Genomic DNA, 21,334 nt, shown 5'->3' on the forward strand with positions numbered 1-21,334 from the left:
TCGCGACGCAAGGCCGCTCCCACAAGGAGCGCGATCGCCTGTGGGAGCGGCCTTGCGTCGCAATGGGCCGCGCAGCGCCCCCAGAATCCACCGCAATACCTGTCGCCTGCACCATAAAAATAGAGAGGCTACAACCGTGATCGACGCCCTGAACCATTTGCCGCGCCCCCGGGCCGGCGCCGACCAGTTGGCCGAGCGCTTCAGCGATCTGGCCCCACCCCTCACCGCGCGCCAGGCTGCCCTGGAAAGTGCACGCTGCCTGTACTGCTACGACGCCCCCTGCGTCAACGCTTGCCCTAGCGAGATTGACATCCCCTCGTTCATACACCGCATCAGTGACGAAAACCTGCAAGGCGCCGCCGAACGCATTCTTTCGGCCAACATCCTTGGCGGTAGTTGCGCCCGCGTGTGCCCCACCGAAATCCTCTGCCAGCAAGCCTGCGTGCGCAACAACGCCCAGGAATGCGCGCCGGTGCTGATCGGCCAGCTGCAGCGTTACGCCCTGGACAACGCCCAGTTCAGCGCACACCCGTTCAAGCGCTCGGCAGCCACCGGCAAGCGTATCGCCGTGGTCGGCGCCGGCCCGGCAGGGCTGTCCTGCGCGCACCGCCTGGCCATGCACGGGCATGACGTGGTGGTGTTCGAGGCCTGCGACAAAGCCGGCGGCCTCAACGAGTACGGTATCGCCCGCTACAAGCTGGTAGACGACTATGCCCAGCGGGAGGTGGATTTCTTGTTGGGCATTGGCGGTATCGAAGTCCGCCATGGCCAGCGCTTGGGTGACAACCTCAGCCTGGGCGAGCTGCGCGATCAGTACGACGCGGTGTTCCTGGGCCTCGGCCTGAATGCCGTGCGCCAGCTAGGCCTGCCCGACGAGGAAGCCCCCGGCGTGCTCGCCGCCACCGAATACATCCGTGAGCTACGCCAGGCCGATGACCTGAGCCAGCTACCGCTGGCCGACCGCTGCCTGGTGATCGGTGCTGGCAACACGGCCATCGACATGGCCGTGCAAATGAGCCGTCTGGGTGCCCGTGACGTCAACCTGGTTTACCGCCGTGGTCAGGCAGACATGGGCGCTACCGGCCACGAGCAGGACATCGCCAAGGCCAATCAGGTGCGCCTGCACACCTGGGCCCGCCCTGATACCGTGCTGCTGGATGACGCCGGCAAGGTCCGCGGCATGCGCTTTGCCCGCACCGAGTTGGCGGAAGGCCGCCTGCGCGATACCGGCGAAACCTTCGAGCTGACCGCGGACGCCATCTTCAAGGCCATTGGCCAGCGCTTCGACGACACCAGCCTCCACGACCCGGTGGCTGCGCAACTGGCCCGCGAGGGTGAGCGCATCCGCGTTGACGAAAACCTGCAGACCAGCCTACCGGGCGTATACGCAGGCGGCGACTGCACCGCGCTGGGCCAGGACCTTACCGTGCAGGCCGTGCAACACGGCAAGCTGGCCGCCGAAGCCATCCATGCCCAACTCATGCTCAACGTGGAGGCAGCGTAAATGGCCGACTTGTCTATCGTATTTGCCGGCATCAAGGCACCCAACCCCTTCTGGCTGGCCTCCGCACCGCCAACCGACAAGGCCTACAACGTGGTCCGCGCCTTCGAGGCCGGCTGGGGTGGCGTGGTCTGGAAGACCCTGGGCGAAGACCCTGCGGCGGTCAACGTGTCGTCGCGCTACTCGGCGCACTATGGTGCCAACCGTCAGGTACAGGGGATCAACAATATCGAGTTGATCACCGACCGCTCCCTGGACATCAACCTGCGCGAAATCACCCAGGTGAAGAAAGACTGGCCCGACCGCGCATTGATCGTGTCGCTGATGGTGCCGTGCATAGAGGAGTCGTGGAAGTTCATCCTGCCGCTGGTGGAAGCCACCGGGGCCGATGGCATCGAGTTGAACTTCGGTTGCCCGCACGGTATGCCGGAACGGGGCATGGGGGCGGCCGTTGGCCAGGTACCGGAATATGTGGAAATGGTCACCCGCTGGTGCAAGACGTACTGCGCGCTGCCGGTGATCGTGAAGCTTACGCCGAACATCACCGATATCCGCCAGTCGGCCCGCGCCGCGCACCGGGGCGGGGCCGATGCCGTGTCGTTGATCAATACCATCAACTCCATCACCAGCGTCGACCTGGACCGCATGGTGGCCCACCCGATTGTCGGAGACCAGAGCACCCATGGTGGTTACTGCGGTTCGGCAGTGAAGCCGATTGCCTTGAACATGGTGGCGGAAATCGCCCGCGACCCGGAAACGCGTGGCTTGCCGATTTGTGGCATTGGCGGCATCGGCAACTGGCGTGACGCCGCCGAGTTCATGGCCTTGGGCAGTGGCGCCGTGCAGGTGTGCACGGCAGCGATGCTACATGGCTTCCGTATCGTCGAGGACATGCAGGACGGCCTGGCACGCTGGATGGACCAGCATGGGCACCCCAACATCGAGGCGTTCCGCGGGCAGGCGGTGGGCCATACCACCGACTGGAAATACCTGGACATCAACTACAAGTCGGTGGCGCACATTGACCAGGAGGCGTGCATTGGCTGCGGGCGTTGCCACATTGCGTGTGAGGACACCTCGCACCAGGCGATTGCCAGCACGCTGAAAGCTGACGGCACGCATGCCTACAGTGTGATCGAAGAGGAATGCGTAGGCTGCAACCTGTGCCAGATCACCTGCCCGGTGGAAAACTGCATCGAAATGGAGGCACAGGATACCGGCAAGCCGTACCTGAACTGGACGCAGGATCCGCGTAACCCGTACCGCGAGGCCAGTTGAAGCAATGGGGGCTGCCATGCAGCCCTTCGCGGGCTTGCCCGCTCCCACAGGACTGCGCCATTTCTGAGGACAGCGCAGAACCTGTGGGAGCGGGCAAGCCCGCGAATGCCGCGCAGCGGCCTCCATCGCCGGTTCACGGCGCCAGCCCTATCCCCCGCAAGATCACGCTGGTCACCGTCTGCACGGCACTCTCGAACGCCATGTCCGACAGCATCTCGCCGCCGTTCAGCAACTGCACCTGGTAACCGAAGTCGGCGTAATGCTGGGTCGAGGCCCAGATCATGTACAGCAGCGCCGACGGCTCCACCGGCAGGATGCGCCCCTCTTCCACCCAGCTGCGGATCTTGGCTTCTTTCATCTTCGCCCAAGGCACCAGGCTTTCGTCGAGGTTAACCCCCAGCACCGGCGCGCCGTGCAGCATCTCTTCGGCCCAGATTTTCGAGCCCAGCGGCCGCGAGCGCGAATGGCCCATCTTCGCCCGGATGTAGCTGGTCAGCACCACACGCGGATCGTCGAAGTTCTCGAAGCACAGGGCGTCCTGCTTCCACACATCCAGCAGGTCCTGCAGCACCGCGCGGAACAGCTCGTCCTTGGTGCTGAAGTAATAATGCAGGTTGGAGCGTGGCAACTCAGCCTGCTCTGCGATATCCCCCATCGAGGTGGCGCCATAGCCCTTCTCGGCAAACACCTTTTCCGCCGCTTGCAGGATTTTTTCGATATTGCGTCGGCGGATTTCGATCTTGTGATTGGCCATCAGGCTTGGGCCGTCCACACCGCCAGTTCATAACCGTCCGGGTCAATGAAATGAAAACGCCGCCCGCCGGGAAAGGCAAAGGTCGCCCGGCTGATTTTCGCCCCGGCGGCTTCGATCCGCTGCTGCGTGGCCTCCAGGTCGTCGGCGTACAAGATGACCAGCGGCCCACCCGGACGCACCGGCTCACCCGTGGTGAAGCCACCCGTCAACCGGCCGTCACTGAACTCGGTGTAGGTCGGCCCGTAGTCGGTGAATGCCCAACCAAACACGCTGCCATAGAAGGCCTTGCTCCGTGAAATGTCGCTGACATTGAACTCGATGTTGTCGATTTGCCGGTCAGTACCGCGAATGCCCATGTGTGCTCCGTGCCGAAGGGTGTTTGGCCTAGTCTACTCCGGTCAAGGCAGTCGCCCCACTCATTCGCTACCCACAACGCGCCCGGTCGCGCGCCGGGCACTGTGCGCGGTGCAGATTCAGCGCGGTGTTGATGATGCCTATCTGGCTGAAGGCCTGGGGGAAGTTGCCGAGCATGCGCTGGCCGGCCGGGTCGTACTGTTCGGCCAGCAGGCCAAGGTCGTTGCACAGGCCGGCCAGGTGTTGGTACAGCGCTTCGGCTTTGGCCTGGCGCCCCAGCAATACATAAACGTCCGCCAGCCAGAACGAACACACCAGGAAGGTGCCCTCTCCCGGCGTCAGGCCGTCGCTGCAGCTGTCACTGTCATAGCGCAGCAGCAGGCCGTTCTTCATCAGACGTTGTTCGATCTGTTCGAGGGTGCGCATGAAGCGTGGGTCATCCGCCGGCAGGAAGCCGGTCAGGGCGATCTGCAGCAGGCTGGCGTCCATTTCGGTCGAACCATAGGCCTGGACGAAGAACCGGCCGCTGGCGTCCAGGCCGCGCTCGCACACTTCGCGGTGAATCTCGTCAGCTACCTGGCGATAATGCTGCCCGCGCTCTTGGCCTTCTTCTGTGGTGTCGGCCAGCCCTGCGGCGCGGTCGAAGGCGACCCAGGCCATCACTTTGGAGTGCACGAACTGCTGTCGGCCGCCGCGCATTTCCCAGATGCCTTCGTCCGGCTCGCGCCAGATACGTTCGACATAAGGCAGTATTAAGCGCGAAATGGCGGCGCTGCGCGGGTGGCGGGGCAACCCGCCCTTGATCGCCTGGGTCATCGCATCGGCCAGTTCGCCATAGATGTCCAGCTGCGTCTGCGCCGAGGCGGCGTTGCCCACCCGCACCGGCTGTGAATGCTCATAACCGGCCAGCCACGGCAAGGTGTACTCCTGCAGGTCGCGCTCGCCGGCCAGGCCATACATGATCTGCATCTGCTCGGGGTTGCCGGCCACCGAGCGCAGCAGCCACTCGCGCCAAGCCTGGGCTTCGTCGAAATAGCCAAGGTTCATGAAGGCCAGCAGGGTCATGGTCGCGTCGCGCAGCCAACAGAAGCGGTAGTCCCAGTTGCGCTCGCCACCCACACGCTCGGGCAGCGACGTGGTGACGGCTGCGACAATACCGCCGGTGGGGGCGTAGGTCATGGCCTTGAGGGTGAGCAGCGAACGGCGCACCAGGGCGGTATATGGCCCTACCTGCGGGCAGCGGTCGGCGAAGGCCTGCCATTGCTCGCAGGTGTTCGCCAAGGCTTGGTCGATGTCGCAGTCGGGCTGCACCGGCAAGTGCGAGGGCTGGTGGCGCAGGCTGAAGACCTGGCGCTGGCCCGTGCTGACGCGAAAGCGGCAGCCGGTATGGTGGTCGCGGGCTTGCGGGGGCACGGTGCTGCACAGGATCAGCCGGTCAGGGCCGGCGACTGCGCTGAGGGTCAGTGGGTCGAGCCGTTCCACCCAGGGCACGCTGCGGCCGTAGTCGAAGCGCATGACCAGGTCCATTTCGAAACTGGTTTCGCCAGACAAGCCTTCGACGATGCGCACCACCGAGTTGACCTCGCCCAAAGGCATGAAGTCGAGCACCCGGGCACGACCGCTTGCGGTCACCCAGGTGGTTTCCAGCACCAGGGTGTCGCCCAGGTACTGGCGGCTGCTGTGCGCTACCGGGTCGCAAGGGGCCAGGCGCCAGCGGCCGTTTTCTTCATTGCCCAACAGGGCCGCGAACACGGCGGGGGCGTCGAAACGTGGCAGGCACAGCCAGTCCAGCGAGCCATCGCGGCTGACCAGCGCCGCACTACGGCAGTTGCCCAGCAGGGCGTAGTCTTCGATATGGGCAGGCATTGGGTCTCCTTTGTGTGGTTGCCTGTGCTGGCCTCTTCGCAGGTGCCTGAGGGAAATGGAATTCCCTGTAGGAGCGGGCTTGCCCGCGAAACGGCCGGCACAGGCTTGCAAACCTCTCACCCCAACCGGTGCCACTCGCGCTTGTCGCGGGCCAGCAATTCATTGCCGGCCTCCGGCCCGTCCTCGCCAGCCGAGTACTCATGCACTTCGCCGCCCTGGGCCCAGGCATCGAGAAACGGCTGCACCGCCCGCCAGCCGTTCTCGATGTTGTCTGCCCGCTGGAACAGGGTCTGGTCACCGGTCAGGCAGTCATAGATCAGCGTCTCGTAGCCAGTGGCCGGGGTCATCTTGAAGAAGTCCTTGTAGGCAAAACCCAACTCGACATTCTCCATCACCAGTTCCGGCCCGGGCCGTTTGGCTTGCAGGTCGAACCACATGCCTTCATTGGGCTGGATCTGGATTTTCAGGTAGTTGGGCTTGGGCCGCTCCAGCTCCGACTCGCGAAACTGCGCATACGGCGCGGGCTTGAAGCAAATGGCAATCTCGGTGTCACGCACACTCATGCGCTTGCCGGTGCGCAGGTAGAACGGCACGCCGGCCCAGCGCCAGTTGTCGATCATCACCTTCAGCGCCACGTAGGTCTCGGTCTGGCTATCCGGCGCGACGTTGGCCTCCTGGCGGTAGCCTGGCAACGGCTTGCGCCCCTGCTTGCCGGCACTGTACTGGCCTCGCACGGAGTTTTTCAGGGCCATTTTTGCCGACCATGGGCGGATAGCGCCGACCACCTTGGCCTTTTCACCGCGCACCGCATCGGCGCCGAACGCGGCCGGCGGCTCCATGGCCACCATCGCCAGCAGCTGGAACAGGTGGTTGGGCACCATGTCGCGCAGGGCGCCGGTGCTGTCATAGAAGGCACCACGGGTCTCGACACCGACGGTTTCCGCTGCGGTGATCTGCACGTGATCGATGTAGTGATTGTTCCAGAACGATTCGAACAGGCCGTTGGAAAAGCGGCTGACCAGAATATTCTGCACCGTCTCTTTGCCCAGGTAATGGTCGATGCGGTAGATCTGCCGCTCGCCCATCACCTTCAGCAGGCAGGCGTTGAGCGCCTCGGCGCTGGCCAGGTCAGTGCCGAACGGTTTTTCAACCACCACCCGGCGAAAACCGCCGGCAGACTCGTCCAGCAGGCCGGCCTGCCCCAGGCGCTGCGCCACCTCGGGGAAGAAGCGCGGCGACGTGGCCAGATAGAAAATGGCATTGCCGTGGCTGGTCTTGTCGATGCGCCTGGCCAGGGCCTGGTAGGTGGCCGGATCGAGAAAGTCGCCCGTCTGATAATCCAGGCGCTTGGCCAGGCGGGCCCATAGCTTCTCGTCCAGGCACTTGGCGCTGCCCTCGCTTCCTTTGTCGCGCTCGACCATGAACGCGTGCAGGCGCGCGGCGAATTCTTCGGCGCTGGCCGGGTTATGGTCAACACCGACGATGCGCAGGTTACGGTCCAGCAAACCGTCACGGCTGAGGTTGTACAGCGCGGGCATCAGCAGGCGCTTGACCAGGTCGCCATTGGCGCCGAACAGGAACAGCGTACAAGGGGGGGCGGACGCGGTGGTCTGTGTAGTCATTCGCCTTTCTTCTCGATGTGGCCACCGAAGCCCAGGCGCATGGCCGAGAGGATCTTGTCACCGTAGGTGCCCTGTTGCTGGCGCGAACGGAAGCGCGCGAACAGTGCGCTGGACAACACCGGCACCGGCACCGCCTGCTCGACGGCGGCGTCGATGGTCCAGCGGCCTTCGCCACTGTCGGACACCGAGCCACTGAATTGCGACAGCTGCGGGTCGGCCACCAGCGCATCGGCAGTGAGGTCGAGCAGCCACGAGGTCACCACGCTGCCGCGACGCCACACCTCGGCAATTTCGGCCACGTTCAGGTCGAAGCGCTGGTCTTCCGGCAGCTCGTTGCCACCTTTGCTGCGCAGCAGGTCGAAGCCTTCGGCATAGGCCTGCATCAGGCCGTACTCGATGCCGTTATGCACCATTTTCACGTAGTGCCCGGCGCCGGGTGGGCCAGCGTGGATGTAGCCGTGTTCGGCACGCTGGTGCTCGCCGCTGCGGCCATGGGTACGCGGGATATCGCCCACGCCCGGCGCCAGCGCCTTGAACAGCGGCTCCAGGCGCTCGAACACGTCCTTTTCGCCGCCGATCATCATGCAGTAGCCGCGGTCGAGGCCCCATACACCGCCGGAAGTTCCGACGTCCAGATAATGCAGGCCGCGCTTGGCCAGCTCTGCAGCGCGGCGCATGTCGTCCTTGTAGAAGGTGTTGCCGCCGTCGATGATCGCATCGCCCGGCTCCAGCAATTCGGCCAGTTGGGCGATGGTCTGCTCGGTGGGGTCGCCAGCCGGCAGCATCACCCATACCGCGCGCGGTGCTTTCAGCTTTTGCACCAGTGCACCGAGGTCGTGCGCGCCCTGGGCGCCCTCGCCCTCCAGGCCGGTGATGGCTTCACGGTTGCGGTCGTGCACCACGGTGCGATGGCCGGCGCGCATCAGGCGCCTTGCGATATTGCCGCCCATACGGCCCAGCCCGACGATTCCCAGTTGCATGAGCCAATACTCCCTTTCGAAATGGATGACGACGTAGTCCAGCTTTTCAGATTAGTCCAGCATGCCGCCCGAGGGTTCAGCGACGAACGGCAAGACCACGATATACAAAAAAGTTCCCAAGGCCTGCGAAAGAATTCAAAATGCGCCCCGCGTGAAGCGTCTACGCTTTGACTTGTCACCAGCCAAAACCGCGAGGTGTGCTCATGGGTACATTGATGCCAGCAACTCCACCCCAGACCCTCTATGTCTCCGTGCGCCGTGATGAGTTGCGTAAACTGAAGGACGAACGTGACCAGCTCCGCGAGCAGGTCGCCCAGTTGAACCTGCTGCTGGCGCAACAGCGCGCTGGCGATAAAGCTGTCAGCCTCTGATCGATCCCCTTGCCGCCTGTGGGAGCTGCATGGCTCCCACCCGTCTGCTCCTCAATCCAGTCACCCTCTTGGAACCCTGCCGGGCAACCGGAGCAGGCTAGTGCCCAGAAAGCGCCTGTATTGAAAGCAGCATTTTCCGCCCATCCAACCGCTTCGCAGCATAAAGCTGCCCTCACCCTTACGCCCCAAAAAGGTGCGTTGTACGTAGCGAGCCACAATTTGGCGCAGCTCGAAAACCCTTTGCCCCACGCTCGCCCACCCCTTTTCCCACCCCGTCACAAACGCCAACGTTTGCGTCTATTACGCACATAACAATAGTGACCAGTGGGTCACCTTTTTATCACTTTCTCTCCTACACTCGGTTTTCGGCCCGCCATTTGCTCAACGGAAGAGTGACCCCAAAAAAGTCGAACTTTCAGGAAACCCGGCAGGTCATGAATATAAGTAGGCCAGGCGCATTGGGCTATTCCCGATCCCCGGCCCACACCCCCCAACCAGTCCAAGCGCCTTCGGCCGGAATGCTGATCGCGTAGTGCCTGCGCGCACGACCCTGGGGCATGGAACGCACTAAGCAGATTCAAACTAGAGAGAACCAGCACGAAACATCGCCACGGGTGCCAGCACCCGACCAAGCATAGGGACGGAGAGAAGTATGATCAGTGCCGCTGTCGAGCCTCACGTAGACGCTTTCAAACCGGATAACCGCGAGCCGCTCACCCCGGATTTCGCCACGACAGGCAAGGCACCGGGCGCCCAGCGCCAGCACAACCCGAACATGCGCAAGATTCTGTTCGTGACTTCGGAAATCGCCGACCTGGTGAAAACCGGCGGCCTGGGTGACGTGTCCGCTGCCCTGCCCCGTGCCCTGGCGCACCTGCACGATGTGCGGGTGCTCATCCCCGGCTACCGCCAGGTGATGGAAAGCGACAACCCGATACATATCGTGGGTGAGCTGGGCGGCCATGCGGCCCTGCCGCCATGCAAGATCGGGCGCATGGACATGGCCGACGGCCTGGTCATCTATGTGTTGATCTGCCCTGAACTGTACCAGCGCGACGGCACACCCTATGGTGCCAACAATGGCCGCGACTGGCCCGACAACCACATCCGCTTCGCCCGCCTGGGCCTGGCTGCCGCCGAAATCGCTGCCGGCGAAGGCAAGATCCACTGGACGCCGGAAGTGGTGCACGCACATGACTGGCCCGCCGGCCTTGCCCCCGCCTACATGCACTGGCGCGGCCTGAATACGCCCACGCTGTTCACCATCCACAACCTGGCTTACCAAGGTGTGTACAGCCGCGGTTGCAGCCCGGAGCTGGCGATACCCGAACATGCCATGCAGCAGGAAGGCATGGAGTTCTACGGCAAGCTGTCGTTCCTCAAGGCCGGCCTGGCCTACTCCAGCCACATCACCACAGTCAGCGCCACCTATGCCCGGGAAATCACCACCCCGGAATTCGGCTGCGGCCTGGACGGGTTCCTCGCCAGCAAGGCCCAGCAAGGCCTGCTTGGTGGCATCCCCAACGGCATCGACGAAAGCTGGGACTCGGCCACCGACAAGCACCTGCAGCACAACTTCAGCATCAACGACTGGGAGGGCAAAGCGCGTAACGCCCAGGAGGTGCGCGAACTGTTCGGCCTGGAAGATTCCGAAGGCCCGCTATTCGCCGTTGTGTCGCGGCTGGTCTATCAAAAGGGCCTGGACCTGACCTTGGGCGTGGCCGACTACATCGTCGAGCAAGGCGGGCAGATCGCGATCATCGGCCGCGGCGAACCGGAAGAGGAACAGGCCATGCGCGAGCTGGCACTGCGTCACCCGGGCCGCATCGGTGTGCGTATCGGCTTCAATGAAACCGATGCCCGGCGCATGTTCGCCGGCAGCGATTTCCTGCTGATGCCATCGCGCTATGAGCCGTGCGGCCTCAGCCAGATGTACGCGCAGCGCTTCGGCTCGCTGCCGGTGGCACGCAATACCGGTGGCCTGGCCGACACCATCGAGTGCGGCGTGACAGGCTTCCTGTTCAACGAATCTACCGTCGAGAGCTACCGCGAGGCACTCAGCCGCGCCTTCTATGTATACGGCAAGAAGGACCTGCTGAACGCCATGCGCTGCCTGTCGATGACCCAACCGTTCAACTGGTGCCAGGCGGTTGAACCCTACGCCCGCCTGTACGAGGACCTGGTCAAGCAGGCACAGCTGAGCCACTACTGAGCGGGGGTCGGAAGATGCACAGACATGGCGCACACTTGCTGGACGCCACGTCGGCGCGCTTCGCCCTCTGGGCGCCGGATGCGCGCAGCGTGAGCGTGGAACTGGAGCGGCAGCCGGCCATCGAACTGCTGCCGGATGACGAGGGCTGGTACAGCGGCGTGGCGCCATGCCAGGCCGGTGACCGTTACCACTACCGTATCGACGGTGAGCTGCAGGTGGCCGACCCGGCTTCGCGCTACCAGCCCAACGGCGTACACGGGCCGAGCCAGGTCGTGGATGTGGCCGGTTATGCCTGGCAGCACCCGTGGCAAGGCCGGCCTTGGCATGAGGCCGTGATCCAGGAGGTACATGTCGGCCTGCTCGAGGGTTACGCCGGGGTTGCCAGGCAATTGCCGCGCCTGGCCGAACTGGGCATCAGCGCGGTCGAATTGATGCCGCTGGGGCAGTTCCCTGGCGAACGCAACTGGGGCTACGACGGTGTGCTGCCATACGCCCCACAGAATACCTACGGCAGCCCCGAGCAGCTGTGCGCACTGGTCGACCAGGCCCACGGCTACAGGCTGATGGTGCTGGTCGACGTGGTGTACAACCACTTCGGCCCCGACGGCAATTACCTGCACCAGTACGCCAGCCCGTTCTTCCGTGAAGACCGGCAGACCCCCTGGGGCGCGGCCATCGACTTTCGCCGCCCGCAGGTGCGCGAGTACTTTATCCAGAACGCCCTGATGTGGCTGTGCGACTACCGCTGCGACGGCCTGCGCCTGGATGCCGTGCATGCCATCGACCAGCCCGATTTTCTGATCGAGCTGGCCCAACGGGTGCGCGCCGCCATAGAACCAGGCCGGCACGTGTGGTTGGTGCTGGAGAACGAGCACAACCAGGCGGAGCTGCTGGAACAGGGTTACGACGCCCAGTGGAACGATGACGGCCACAATGCCCTGCATGTGCTGCTGACCGGTGAAACCGAAGGCTACTATGCCGACTACCGGCATCGCCCCATCGACCAACTGGCACGGTGCCTTGGCGAAGGTTTCGTGTTCCAGGGCCAGGCCAACCGGCATGGCAAACCACGCGGTGAACCCAGCGGGCATTTACCGCCCAGCGCCTTCGTGTTGTTCCTGCAGAACCACGACCAGATCGGCAACCGTGCGCTGGGTGAGCGCCTGACCCGCCTGTGCCCCGCGCCAGCCTTGCGTGCAGCCACCGGCCTGTTGCTGCTGGCACCGATGATCCCGCTGCTGTTCATGGGCGACGAAGCCGGCAGTTGCCAGCCGTTCCTGTTTTTTACCGACTTCCATGACGCGCTGGCCGACGCGGTACGCGAAGGCCGTCGTGGCGAATTCGCCCACTTCAGCGCGTTCGCCGACCCCAAGCAGCGTGAGCACATTCCCGACCCCAACGCCGAACAGACGTTCGCCTCTTCACGCCCGCAGAACAAGGCGGTGATCGCCGGCTGGCATGGCCTTTACCAGCAACTGCTCGACCTGCGCCGCCGCCATGTCATCCCGCACTTGCCCGGCAGCCGTGCCCTCGGCGCCGAGGTGCACGCTGACAAAGCGCTGACCGCGCGCTGGCGGCTGGGCAATGGCAACACGCTGCGCATCGACCTGAACCTGGCCGACACCCCGCAGGCGGTCGAACTGCCCGCGCCATCCACACGGCTGTTCGACAGCAGCGACACCCGCCACCCGGATACCCACCTGGCTGCGTACAGTTGCGTGGTCAGCCTGCTTCCCCCTGCCCAGGAGCGCCCATGAGCGAAACTGCCCTGCATCGTCTGGCAACCAGCGTCGGGCTGAACCGCGACTGGATTGACGCCAATGCCAGGCCCCAGCGTGTCAGCGACGAAGTGCTGCGCAACATCCTCGAAGGCCTTGGCCATCCGGCCGGCGATGACGCGGCCGTTGCCGCCAGCCTGCGTGCGGTGGAAACCGCCGAAGACAGCGAACACCTGCCGCCCTTGCTGACCGCCGACCTAGGCCAGCCGCTAGCGCTGGCGCGCTACTTCAGTGCCGCCAGCGTGGCCCACTGCACCCTGGAAGATCACACCTCGGTCACCCTCAGCCTCGATGACCAGGCGCGCCTGCCCGGCGAGCTGCCTATCGGCTATCACCAGGTGGAAATCGACAGCCGCCGCTTCACCGTAGCGGTGGCGCCAACACGTTGCCACAGCCTGGAAGACACGGTGCAACAGCCGCCACCACGCTGCTGGGGCCTGGCAGTGCAGCTGTACAGCCTGCGCCGCCCCGGCGACGGTGGCTTCGGCGACTGCCTGGCGCTGGAGCAGTTGGCCCGCTCGGCCGCCGAGCGCGGCGCCGACGCCTTGGCTATCAGCCCGATTCACGCCCTCTCGGCCATGGACCAGGAACACTACAGCCCCTACTCACCTTCCAGTCGGCTGCTGCTCAACACCCTGTACACCAGCCCCGCGGCCCTGCTGGGTGAACGGGAGGTGCGTATGGCCATCGAAGCGTGCGGGCTGGAGCAACAACTCGAAGAGCTGGAACAACGCCCTCTGGTCGACTGGCCACGCGCCGCCAGCGCCCGGCTGCGTTTGCTTGAAGCGCTTTACCAGGGTTTCAGCCAAGGCGACCACCCGCTACGCACGGATTTTGACAGCTTCCGCGAAGCCGGCGGCCAGACGCTGGAGCACCACTGCCGCTTCGAGGTGCTGCAGGCCCAGGCGGTGGAGCACGGCCTCGGTGCCGACTGGCGCAACTGGCCTAAAGCCTGGCACGACCCCTACCACCCGGAAGTGGAGGCTTTGGCCAACGCCTACCCGGCCAAGGTCGAGTTCCACGCCTTCTGCCAGTGGTTGACCGAACGTGGCCTGCAACGTGCCCAGGAAGCGGCCCGCAGCAACGGCATGGCCGTGGGTTTGATCGCCGACCTGGCGGTAGGCGCCGACGGTGCCGGCAGCCAGGCGTGGAGCCGCCAGGACGAACTGCTGGCCGGCCTGAGCGTGGGTGCGCCGCCCGACATCCTCAACCACACCGGGCAGGACTGGGGCATTTGTGCCTTCTCGCCCGAGGGCCTCAAGCGCAATGGCTATCGCGCCTTCATCGAGATGCTGCGGGCCAACCTCGCCCACGCTGGCGGCCTGCGCATCGACCATGTGATGGGCCTGCGCCGGCTATGGTTGATCCCGCAGGGGGCCAACCCCAGCGAAGGCGCCTACCTCGACTACCCGCTAGACGACCTGTTGCGCCTGCTGGCGCTGGAGTCGGTGCGTCACCAGGCGATCATCCTCGGCGAAGACCTGGGCACCGTGCCCGACAGCCTGCGCGAAAAGCTGGCCGAGAAGGCAGTGCTGGGCATGCGCGTGCTGCCGTTCGAGCAAACCCAGCCGGGCCAGTTCAAGCCGATTCTCGACTGGCCGGACAATGCCCTGGCCACAACCGGCACCCACGACCTGGCGCCACTGGCCGGCTGGCTGGCAAACCGCGACATCGACTGGAGACACCGCTTGCAACTGATCGACGCCGCTACCGAGTTGCACTGGCGACACGAGCGTCAGAAAGAACGCGACGGCCTGCGCCGCATCCTGGAAGCCAACTACGGCGAACTGAAGGACAACGACGCGCTGATCGATGCGGCCATCCGCTTCGTTGGCCATACCCGTGCGCCGCTGGTGCTGGTGCCGTTGGAAGACCTGCTGGGCTGCGACGAGCAACCCAACCTGCCGGGCACCACCAACGGCCATCCCAACTGGCGGCGGCGCTTTGCCCGCCCGGTCCGCGAACTGCTCGACGACGAGGACGCCGCACGGCGCCTGGAACTGCTGGCCCAGGCCCGCGAACAAGCGTGGGAGCGTGACCGATGAAGCCACTGACCGCGACCCTGCGCCTGCAATTTCACAGCGATTTCACCCTCGATCACGCCGTGCCGCTGGTGCCGTATTTCGCCCAGCTGGGCATCAGCCACCTGTATGCCTCGCCCATCCTCAAGGCCCGCGCAGGCTCGCGCCATGGCTACGACGTGGTCGATCCTACCTGCGTCAACCCGGAGCTGGGCGGCGAGGCCGCGCTGGAGCGCCTGGTCGCCGCCCTGCGCCAGCATGGCATGGGGCTGATCCTCGACACGGTGTCCAACCACATGGCCGTGGGCGGTGCCGACAACCCCTGGTGGCAAAGCCTGCTGGCCTGGGGGCGGCGCAGCCAGTATGCAGAGTTCTTCGACATCCAGTGGCACTCCAGCGACCCACTGCTGGCCGGGCAACTGCTGTTGCCGTTCCTCGGCAGCGACTACGGCGTGGCGCTCAAAAATGGCGAGATACCGCTGCAGTTCGACAAACAGCAGGGGCTGCTGCAAGTGGCCCATTACGCGCATCGTTTCCCGATCTGTCCGGTCGATTACGGCTGGATTCTCGCGCTCAGCCCGGAGCCTGCCCTGAAGGTTCTGGCAGAGCGCTTCACGGCATTGGGCGACTCAGTTACCCCGCTGGCCGATAGCCTGCCGCTCCAAGCCGAACTGGCACGCCTGGTGCGCGAAGGTGCCGACCTCGAATCGGCCCTGGTGGCCTTCGACAGCCGCAGCGAGGCCGGTTTCAGGCGCCTGCACCTGCTGCTGGAGCGCCAGACCTACCGCCTGGCCAGCTGGCGTACTGCTGCCGACGACATCAACTGGCGGCGCTTCTTCGACATCAACGAATTGGGCGGCCTGCGCGTGGAGCGCGCCGTGGTGTTCGAAGCCACCCATGCCAAGCTGTTCGAACTGATCGAACGCGGCCTGGTGGACGGCTTGCGCATCGACCATATCGACGGCCTTGCCGACCCGCGTGGCTACTGCCGCAAACTGCGCCGGCGGGTTGATGGCCTGCTGGCGCGGCGGCCGCTGAATGCAGGGCTGGAGCACTTCCCCCTGTACGTGGAAAAGATCCTGGGTGCCGACGAGCACCTGCACCGCGACTGGCTTACCGACGGCACCACCGGCTACGAGTTCATGAACCAGGTGTCGCTGCTGCAGCATGATCCGGCCGGCGAAGCGCCGCTGAGCGAACTATGGAGCAACGTCAGCGAGCGCCCGGCGTTCACCGAAGAAGTGCGCCAGGCCCGTCACCTGGTGCTCAACGCCAGCCTGGCCGGTGACTGCGAATCGGTGGCCCAGGCACTGTTGCAGGTGGCGCGCAACGACCTGATGACCCGTGACCTGACCCTGGGCGCGATTCGTCGGGCCTTGCAGGCATTGGTGGCGCATTACCCGGTTTACCGCACCTACTTCAATGCCTGCGGGCGCCCGGCGCAGGACGAAGGGTTCTTCCAGCAGGCGCTGACCAACGCTCGCCAAGACCTTGCCGAAGCTGACTGGCCGCTACTGGACCAACTTGAGCGGTGGCTGGGCGGGCAAGCCTGGCGGCACCTGCCACCGGGGCGTGCCCGCAAGCAACTGCGCCACGCCTGCGTGCGCTTCCAGCAGTTGACTGCGCCCAGCGCCGCCAAAGCCGTGGAAGACACCGCCTTCTACCGCAGCGCCAGGCTGCTGTCGCGTAACGACGTGGGCTTCGAGGCAGAGCGCTTCAGTGCCCCGCCCATGCATTTCCACAACGAGGCCCAGCGGCGCCTGCGCGATTTCCCCGACAACCTGCTGACCACCGCCACCCACGACCACAAGCGTGGCGAGGACACGCGTGCACGCCTGGCCGTACTCAGCGAGCGCGGCACGTGGCTGGCCAGCCGGGTGGAGCATTGGCGGGAGCTGGCCGCCCCCCTGCGCGCGCAGTTGGACGACGGGCTGGCACCCAGCCCCGGCGACGAGTTGATGCTGCTACAAACCCTGCTCGGCAGTTGGCCCTTGGACCTCGACCTGCACGACGACAATGCCCTGCGTCACTACGCCGAGCGTGTTCGCCAGTGGCAGCAGAAGGCCCTGCGCGAGGCCAAGCTGCGCAGTAGCTGGAGCGCGCCGAACGAGGCCTATGAAGGCGCCTGCGCTCATTACCTCCACGGCCTGCTGCTGGACAGCGAGAACCAGCAACTGCGCAAGTCGCTGGCCGACGCGGCGCAGCTGCTGGCCTGCCCCGGCGCTCTCAACGGCTTGGTCCAGGCCCTGTTGCGCATGACCACACCCGGTGTGCCCGACCTGTACCAGGGTAACGAATACTGGGACTTCAGCCTGGTCGACCCGGACAACCGCCGCGCCGTGGACTACGCTTTGAGGCGTCGCACGCTGGACGACGCCACGCCGGCCGCCGAACTGTTGGCCCACTGGCGCGACGGCCGCGTCAAACAGGCCTTGATCGCGCGGCTTCTGGACTGCCGCCAGGCCCACGCCGAGCTGTTCCGCCGCGGTGCCTACCTGCCACTGACCGTACAGGGCCGCCATGCTGACAAGGTCATTGCCTTTGCTCGCCAAGGGGAAGGCGAGCACGCCATCGTCGTCGCCCCGCGCCTGGCCAGCAGCCTGCTCGGAGGGGCCACTACACCGTTGATCCCGGCACAGAACTGGGACGACACCCGGCTGGTATTGCCGTTTGCCTTGTCACCTGCCAACTCGACGGGACTTTTCTCCAGTGCGGCGGTCAGCTCTTCAAAGGAGTTGCTGTTGAGCGCCGTGCTGGCGGAGTTTCCGGTCAACGTGTTGATACAACAATCTTGAGCATCAGGAGCGTCATGATGAGTGTCGATGAAAAGCGTATTCGCGAATTTGCCTACCAGATCTGGGAATCCGAAGGTAAGCCTGTAGGGGAGGAAGAACGCCACTGGGAAATGGCCCGCAAGCTGGCCGAGGCCGAAGCGCTGGCGCCCAAGGCAGCCCCGCGCAAGAAAGCAGCAGCCAAGCCAAAGGCGCCTGCAGAACCCAAGGCGGCGGCCCTGCCGGGGGTCAAACCTGCTGCGGCGAAAAAGCCCCGGGCGGCGAAAAAGCCTGCTGCCGGTTAAGCCTATCCTGGCCTCTTCGCGGGTAAACCCGCTCCTACAGGTTCATCACAGGTGCATGTAGGAGCGGGTTTACCCGCGAGGAGGCCAATGCAGGCCAGCACAATTCCCCTTCCATCACGGCCACTCGAGGATCGTCATGAGCCCCCGCACCCCGAAGAAAACCCGCTCGGTCGCACCATCGCGCATCCGCGAAGGCCTGCCCTTCCCCCTCGGCGCCACCTGGGATGGCCTAGGGGTCAACTTCGCCCTGTTCTCGGCCAACGCCACCAAGGTCGAGCTGTGCCTGTTCGACTCCACAGGCGAGCAGGAAATCGAGCGTATAGAGCTGCCCGAATACACCGATGAGATCTACCACGGTTACCTCCCCGACGCTCACCCCGGCCTGGTCTATGGCTACCGGGTATACGGCCCCTACGAGCCGGAAAACGGCCACCGCTTCAACCCCAACAAACTGCTGATCGACCCGTATGCCAAACAACTGGTCGGCAGCCTGAAATGGTCCGAGGCACTGTTCGGCTACACCATCGGGCACCCCGACGACGACCTGTCGTTCGACGAGCGCGACAGCGCGCCTTTCGTGCCCAAATGCAAGGTCATCGACCCGGCGTTCACCTGGGGCCGCGACCAGCGCGTGCAGATCCCATGGGAGCGCACGATCATCTATGAAGCGCATGCCCGCGGTATCAGCATGCGCCACCCGGCAGTGCCTGAAGAACTGCGTGGCACCTTCGCCGGCTTGGCCAACGACGAGCTGCTCAAGCACATCAAGGACCTTGGCGTGTCGAGCATCGAGCTGCTGCCGATTCACGCCTTCGTCAACGACCAGCACCTGCTGGACAAGGGCCTGAACAACTACTGGGGCTACAACAGCATCGCCTTTTTCGCCCCGCACCCGCGCTACCTGGCCAGCGGCAAGATCGCCGAGTTCAAGGAGATGGTCGCGCACCTGCACGACGCCGGGCTGGAGGTGATCCTGGACGTGGTCTACAACCACACCGCCGAAGGCAACGAACGCGGCCCGACCCTGTCGATGCGCGGCATCGACAACGCCTCGTATTATCGCCTGATGCCGGACGACAAGCGCTACTACATCAACGACTCGGGCACCGGCAACACCCTGGACCTGAGCCACCCCTGCGTGCTGCAGTTGGTCACCGATTCGCTTCGCTACTGGGCCGGCGAAATGCACGTGGACGGCTTTCGCTTCGACCTGGCGACCATCCTTGGCCGTTACCACGATGGCTACAGCGAGCGTCATGGCTTCCTGGTCGCCTGCCGCCAGGACCCGATGCTGAGCCAGGTCAAGCTGATTGCCGAACCGTGGGATTGCGGCCCCGGCGGCTACCAGGTGGGCAACTTTGCCCCGGGCTGGGCGGAATGGAACGACCGCTTCCGCGATACCGCACGCGCTTTCTGGAAAGGCGACGAAGGCCAGCTGGCCGATTTTGCCGCGCGCTTGACCGCCTCGGGCGACATGTTCAACAACCGCGGGCGCCGCCCCTATTCCTCGGTCAACTTCATCACCGCCCACGATGGTTTCACCCTGCGCGATCTGGTGTCCTACAACCACAAGCACAATGAAGACAACGACGAAAACAACCAGGACGGCACCGACAACAACCTGTCCTGGAACTGCGGCGTCGAAGGGCCGACCGACGACCCGGGGATCAATGCCCTGCGCATGCGCCAGATGCGCAACTACTTTGCCACCCTGCTGTTGGCGCAGGGCACGCCAATGATCGTTGCCGGCGACGAGTTCAGCCGCACCCAGCACGGCAACAACAACGCCTACTGCCAGGACAGCGAGATCGGCTGGGTGAACTGGGACCTGGACCAGGAAGGCGAAGAGCTGCTGGCCTTCGTCAAGCGCCTGACGCGTCTGCGCCTGGCCTACCCGGTGCTGCGCCGCTCACGCTTTCTGGTGGGTGACTACAATGAGGCAATTGGGGTCAAGGACGTGACTTGGCTGGCACCCGATGGCAGCGAGATGAGCGTTGAGCAATGGGAAGACCCGCACGGGCGCTGCCTGGGCATGTTGATAGATGGCCGAGCGCAGGTCAGCGGTATCGCCCGGCCAGGTGCCGAGGCCACCGTGCTGCTGATCGTCAATGCCCACCATGACATCGTGCCATTCAAGCTGCCGGCCGTGCCTGAAGGCGATTACTGGAGCTGCCTGGTCGATACCGACCGGCCAGAGTTGCGCAAGGGGCAGCATTTGCAGTTCGACAGTACCTTCGAGGTGAAGGGTCGGTCGATGCTGCTGATGGTGTTGCAGTACGACGAGGAGTGAACAGTGATAGCCCTGGCAGGTCCTACGTTGTAATCGCCACGCCAAACCCGGTGGGAACGGTGTATTGGCCTCCACAGGGTCTGGCGGCGACAGTGAGGCAGGGTTAACTTCAGGAGGAATTGTGAACCTCGAAGCCGGCAGTAATGGTTTCGCCAGCGTCAGCCAGGCCCCGGCCGTGAAACGCCTGCGGGTACTGACGGTGAACACCCACAAGGGCTTCACCGCCTTCAACCGGCGCTTTATCTTGCCGGAGCTGCGCGAGGCCGTGCGCAGCACACAGGCCGACATTGTCTTCCTTCAGGAAGTGCTCGGCAGCCACGATCGCCACGCGGCGCGCTACCCCGGCTGGCCGCAGACCTCGCAGTACGAATTCCTCGCCGACAGCATGTGGAGCGACTTCGCCTATGGTCGCAACGCGGTCTACCCTGACGGCCACCACGGCAATGCGTTGCTGTCCAAATACCCGATCATCGAGCACCGCAACCTTGACGTGTCGATCACCGGCCCCGAACGCCGCGGCCTGCTGCACTGTGTGCTGGAGGTGCCGGGGCAAGGCCAGGTGCATGCGGTCTGCGTGCACCTGTCGTTGCTGGAAAGCCACCGGCAGAAGCAGCTGCAGTTGCTGCGTAAACTGCTGGACTCCCTGCCGGGCAACGCCCCGGTGATCATCGCCGGCGACTTCAACGACTGGAAAAGCCACGGCAACCGCACCCTTGGCCTGCAACGTGACTTGCACGAAGCCTTCGAGCACCACCATGGCCACCTCGCCCGCACCTACCCTGCCCGCCTGCCATTGCTGCGCCTGGACCGCATTTACCTGCGTAACGCCGAAAGCCATGGGCCACGGATTCTGGGGCACAAACCTTGGTCGCACCTGTCAGATCACCTGCCACTGGCGGTAGAAGTGCGGCTTTAGCAATCATTCTTCATAGCCACGGCACGGCAAATAGCGAACCCCGCTATACCCGGAAACTTTACTCAAAAAAACAATGAGTTAAGCGTCACAACGCACATTGAACAGATGATTCACGCTTTCTTGACGCAAGCGGTGACCTCTCCTTAGCTGAACAGTACCAAGCTGTAAAAATCTTGCGCCGGGCCTCTAGCTCGCGCCTTCGTGCGCGTTTGCGATAACTGGCGTGCTGGTTTGGGTCGCCCACTGTTTTTGCCGTACAGCTCGTGACAACAGGCCAGGTTCTCGGGCTGCACCACAAAAACAAAGGAGATCCGC

15 protein-coding genes are annotated in these 21,334 nt (G+C 64.4%); 10 read left to right on the forward strand and 5 right to left on the reverse strand.

Features of this window, described 5'->3' with window-relative positions:
* Nucleotides 1-136 precede the first annotated feature (136 nt).
* Both ACF8GF_RS22535 and preA read left to right on the forward strand, forming a co-directional pair.
* The gene (locus ACF8GF_RS22535) at nt 137-1,504 is read left to right on the forward strand and encodes an NAD(P)-dependent oxidoreductase (protein ID WP_392488510.1); all 1,368 of its coding nucleotides are present in this window, start codon (nt 137-139) and stop codon (nt 1,502-1,504) included.
* Nucleotides 1,505-2,779, forward strand: a complete 1,275-nt coding sequence (gene preA, locus ACF8GF_RS22540; RefSeq protein WP_176682255.1) for an NAD-dependent dihydropyrimidine dehydrogenase subunit PreA — start codon at nt 1,505-1,507, stop codon at nt 2,777-2,779. It abuts the gene before it with no gap.
* A gap of 133 nt (nt 2,780-2,912) precedes the next feature.
* Here preA and ACF8GF_RS22545 read toward each other — a convergent pair whose 3' ends face one another.
* The 5 genes from ACF8GF_RS22545 to gnd all read right to left on the reverse strand — a co-directional run bounded on the left by ACF8GF_RS22545 (nt 2,913) and on the right by gnd (nt 8,355).
* Nucleotides 2,913-3,533 carry a TetR/AcrR family transcriptional regulator gene (locus ACF8GF_RS22545; RefSeq protein ID WP_176682254.1) on the reverse strand — a complete coding sequence of 207 codons (621 nt, stop codon included), beginning with the start codon at nt 3,531-3,533 and terminating at the stop codon, nt 2,913-2,915.
* Nucleotides 3,533-3,889 (reverse strand): VOC family protein, encoded by a 357-nt coding sequence (locus ACF8GF_RS22550; protein ID WP_003251273.1) that lies wholly within the window; start codon nt 3,887-3,889, stop codon nt 3,533-3,535. Before ACF8GF_RS22550 ends, ACF8GF_RS22545 begins: the two co-directional genes overlap by 1 nt.
* A 67-nt stretch (nt 3,890-3,956) precedes the next feature.
* The gene (locus ACF8GF_RS22555) at nt 3,957-5,753 is read right to left on the reverse strand and encodes a glycoside hydrolase family 15 protein (RefSeq protein WP_392488511.1); all 1,797 of its coding nucleotides are present in this window, start codon (nt 5,751-5,753) and stop codon (nt 3,957-3,959) included.
* A 116-nt stretch (nt 5,754-5,869) separates the two neighbouring features.
* Nucleotides 5,870-7,375 carry a glucose-6-phosphate dehydrogenase gene (gene zwf, locus ACF8GF_RS22560; protein WP_176682252.1) on the reverse strand — a complete coding sequence of 502 codons (1,506 nt, stop codon included), beginning with the start codon at nt 7,373-7,375 and terminating at the stop codon, nt 5,870-5,872.
* A complete protein-coding gene (gene gnd, locus ACF8GF_RS22565) occupies nt 7,372-8,355 on the reverse strand; it encodes a phosphogluconate dehydrogenase (NAD(+)-dependent, decarboxylating) (protein WP_176682251.1) in 984 nt (327 codons plus the stop codon). The genes zwf and gnd overlap by 4 nt, the downstream gene beginning before the upstream one ends.
* A 203-nt stretch (nt 8,356-8,558) precedes the next feature.
* Here gnd and ACF8GF_RS22570 point away from each other — a divergent pair, with 203 nt between their 5' ends.
* The 8 genes from ACF8GF_RS22570 to ACF8GF_RS22605 all read left to right on the forward strand — a co-directional run bounded on the left by ACF8GF_RS22570 (nt 8,559) and on the right by ACF8GF_RS22605 (nt 21,019).
* Nucleotides 8,559-8,726 (forward strand): DUF6026 family protein, encoded by a 168-nt coding sequence (locus tag ACF8GF_RS22570; protein ID WP_176682250.1) that lies wholly within the window; start codon nt 8,559-8,561, stop codon nt 8,724-8,726.
* Nucleotides 8,727-9,378: 652 nt separating this feature from the next.
* Entirely contained in the window at nt 9,379-10,938 is a 1,560-nt protein-coding gene (glgA, locus tag ACF8GF_RS22575) for a glycogen synthase GlgA (RefSeq protein ID WP_176682249.1), read from the forward strand.
* A gap of 14 nt (nt 10,939-10,952) precedes the next feature.
* Entirely contained in the window at nt 10,953-12,695 is a 1,743-nt protein-coding gene (treZ, locus tag ACF8GF_RS22580) for a malto-oligosyltrehalose trehalohydrolase (RefSeq protein WP_176682248.1), read from the forward strand.
* Nucleotides 12,692-14,761, forward strand: a complete 2,070-nt coding sequence (malQ, locus tag ACF8GF_RS22585; RefSeq protein WP_392462011.1) for a 4-alpha-glucanotransferase — start codon at nt 12,692-12,694, stop codon at nt 14,759-14,761. Before treZ ends, malQ begins: the two co-directional genes overlap by 4 nt.
* Nucleotides 14,758-17,532: a malto-oligosyltrehalose synthase gene (locus ACF8GF_RS22590; protein ID WP_392488512.1), complete on the forward strand. Its 2,775-nt coding sequence runs from the start codon at nt 14,758-14,760 to the stop codon at nt 17,530-17,532. Before malQ ends, ACF8GF_RS22590 begins: the two co-directional genes overlap by 4 nt.
* Nucleotides 17,533-17,546: 14 nt before the next feature.
* Nucleotides 17,547-17,813 carry a DUF2934 domain-containing protein gene (locus ACF8GF_RS22595; RefSeq protein ID WP_176682245.1) on the forward strand — a complete coding sequence of 89 codons (267 nt, stop codon included), beginning with the start codon at nt 17,547-17,549 and terminating at the stop codon, nt 17,811-17,813.
* 136 nt (nt 17,814-17,949) lie between these two features.
* Nucleotides 17,950-20,103 (forward strand): glycogen debranching protein GlgX, encoded by a 2,154-nt coding sequence (gene glgX / locus ACF8GF_RS22600; protein ID WP_176682244.1) that lies wholly within the window; start codon nt 17,950-17,952, stop codon nt 20,101-20,103.
* Between the two features lie 121 nt (nt 20,104-20,224).
* Nucleotides 20,225-21,019, forward strand: a complete 795-nt coding sequence (locus ACF8GF_RS22605; protein WP_392488513.1) for an endonuclease/exonuclease/phosphatase family protein — start codon at nt 20,225-20,227, stop codon at nt 21,017-21,019.
* The last annotated feature ends 315 nt before the right edge of the window (nt 21,020-21,334 follow it).

Origin of the sequence: Pseudomonas sp. yb_5 (assembly GCF_043103865.1) — a bacterium.
Taxonomy (GTDB): Bacteria; Pseudomonadota; Gammaproteobacteria; order Pseudomonadales; family Pseudomonadaceae; genus Aquipseudomonas; species Aquipseudomonas putida_Y.

Bases quoted from the DNA above. Each gene is read 5' to 3' on its own strand.
- preA (WP_176682255.1), top strand. From the start codon at position 1,505: ATGGCCGACTTGTCTATCGTATTTGCCGGCATCAAGGCACCCAACCCC.
- ACF8GF_RS22545 (WP_176682254.1), bottom strand. From the start codon at position 3,533: ATGGCCAATCACAAGATCGAAATCCGCCGACGCAATATCGAAAAAATC.
- ACF8GF_RS22550 (WP_003251273.1), bottom strand. From the start codon at position 3,889: ATGGGCATTCGCGGTACTGACCGGCAAATCGACAACATCGAGTTCAAT.
- ACF8GF_RS22555 (WP_392488511.1), bottom strand. From the start codon at position 5,753: ATGCCTGCCCATATCGAAGACTACGCCCTGCTGGGCAACTGCCGTAGT.
- zwf (WP_176682252.1), bottom strand. From the start codon at position 7,375: ATGACTACACAGACCACCGCGTCCGCCCCCCCTTGTACGCTGTTCCTG.
- gnd (WP_176682251.1), bottom strand. From the start codon at position 8,355: ATGCAACTGGGAATCGTCGGGCTGGGCCGTATGGGCGGCAATATCGCA.
- ACF8GF_RS22570 (WP_176682250.1), top strand. From the start codon at position 8,559: ATGGGTACATTGATGCCAGCAACTCCACCCCAGACCCTCTATGTCTCC.
- glgA (WP_176682249.1), top strand. From the start codon at position 9,379: ATGATCAGTGCCGCTGTCGAGCCTCACGTAGACGCTTTCAAACCGGAT.
- treZ (WP_176682248.1), top strand. From the start codon at position 10,953: ATGCACAGACATGGCGCACACTTGCTGGACGCCACGTCGGCGCGCTTC.
- malQ (WP_392462011.1), top strand. From the start codon at position 12,692: ATGAGCGAAACTGCCCTGCATCGTCTGGCAACCAGCGTCGGGCTGAAC.
- ACF8GF_RS22590 (WP_392488512.1), top strand. From the start codon at position 14,758: ATGAAGCCACTGACCGCGACCCTGCGCCTGCAATTTCACAGCGATTTC.
- ACF8GF_RS22595 (WP_176682245.1), top strand. From the start codon at position 17,547: ATGATGAGTGTCGATGAAAAGCGTATTCGCGAATTTGCCTACCAGATC.
- glgX (WP_176682244.1), top strand. From the start codon at position 17,950: ATGAGCCCCCGCACCCCGAAGAAAACCCGCTCGGTCGCACCATCGCGC.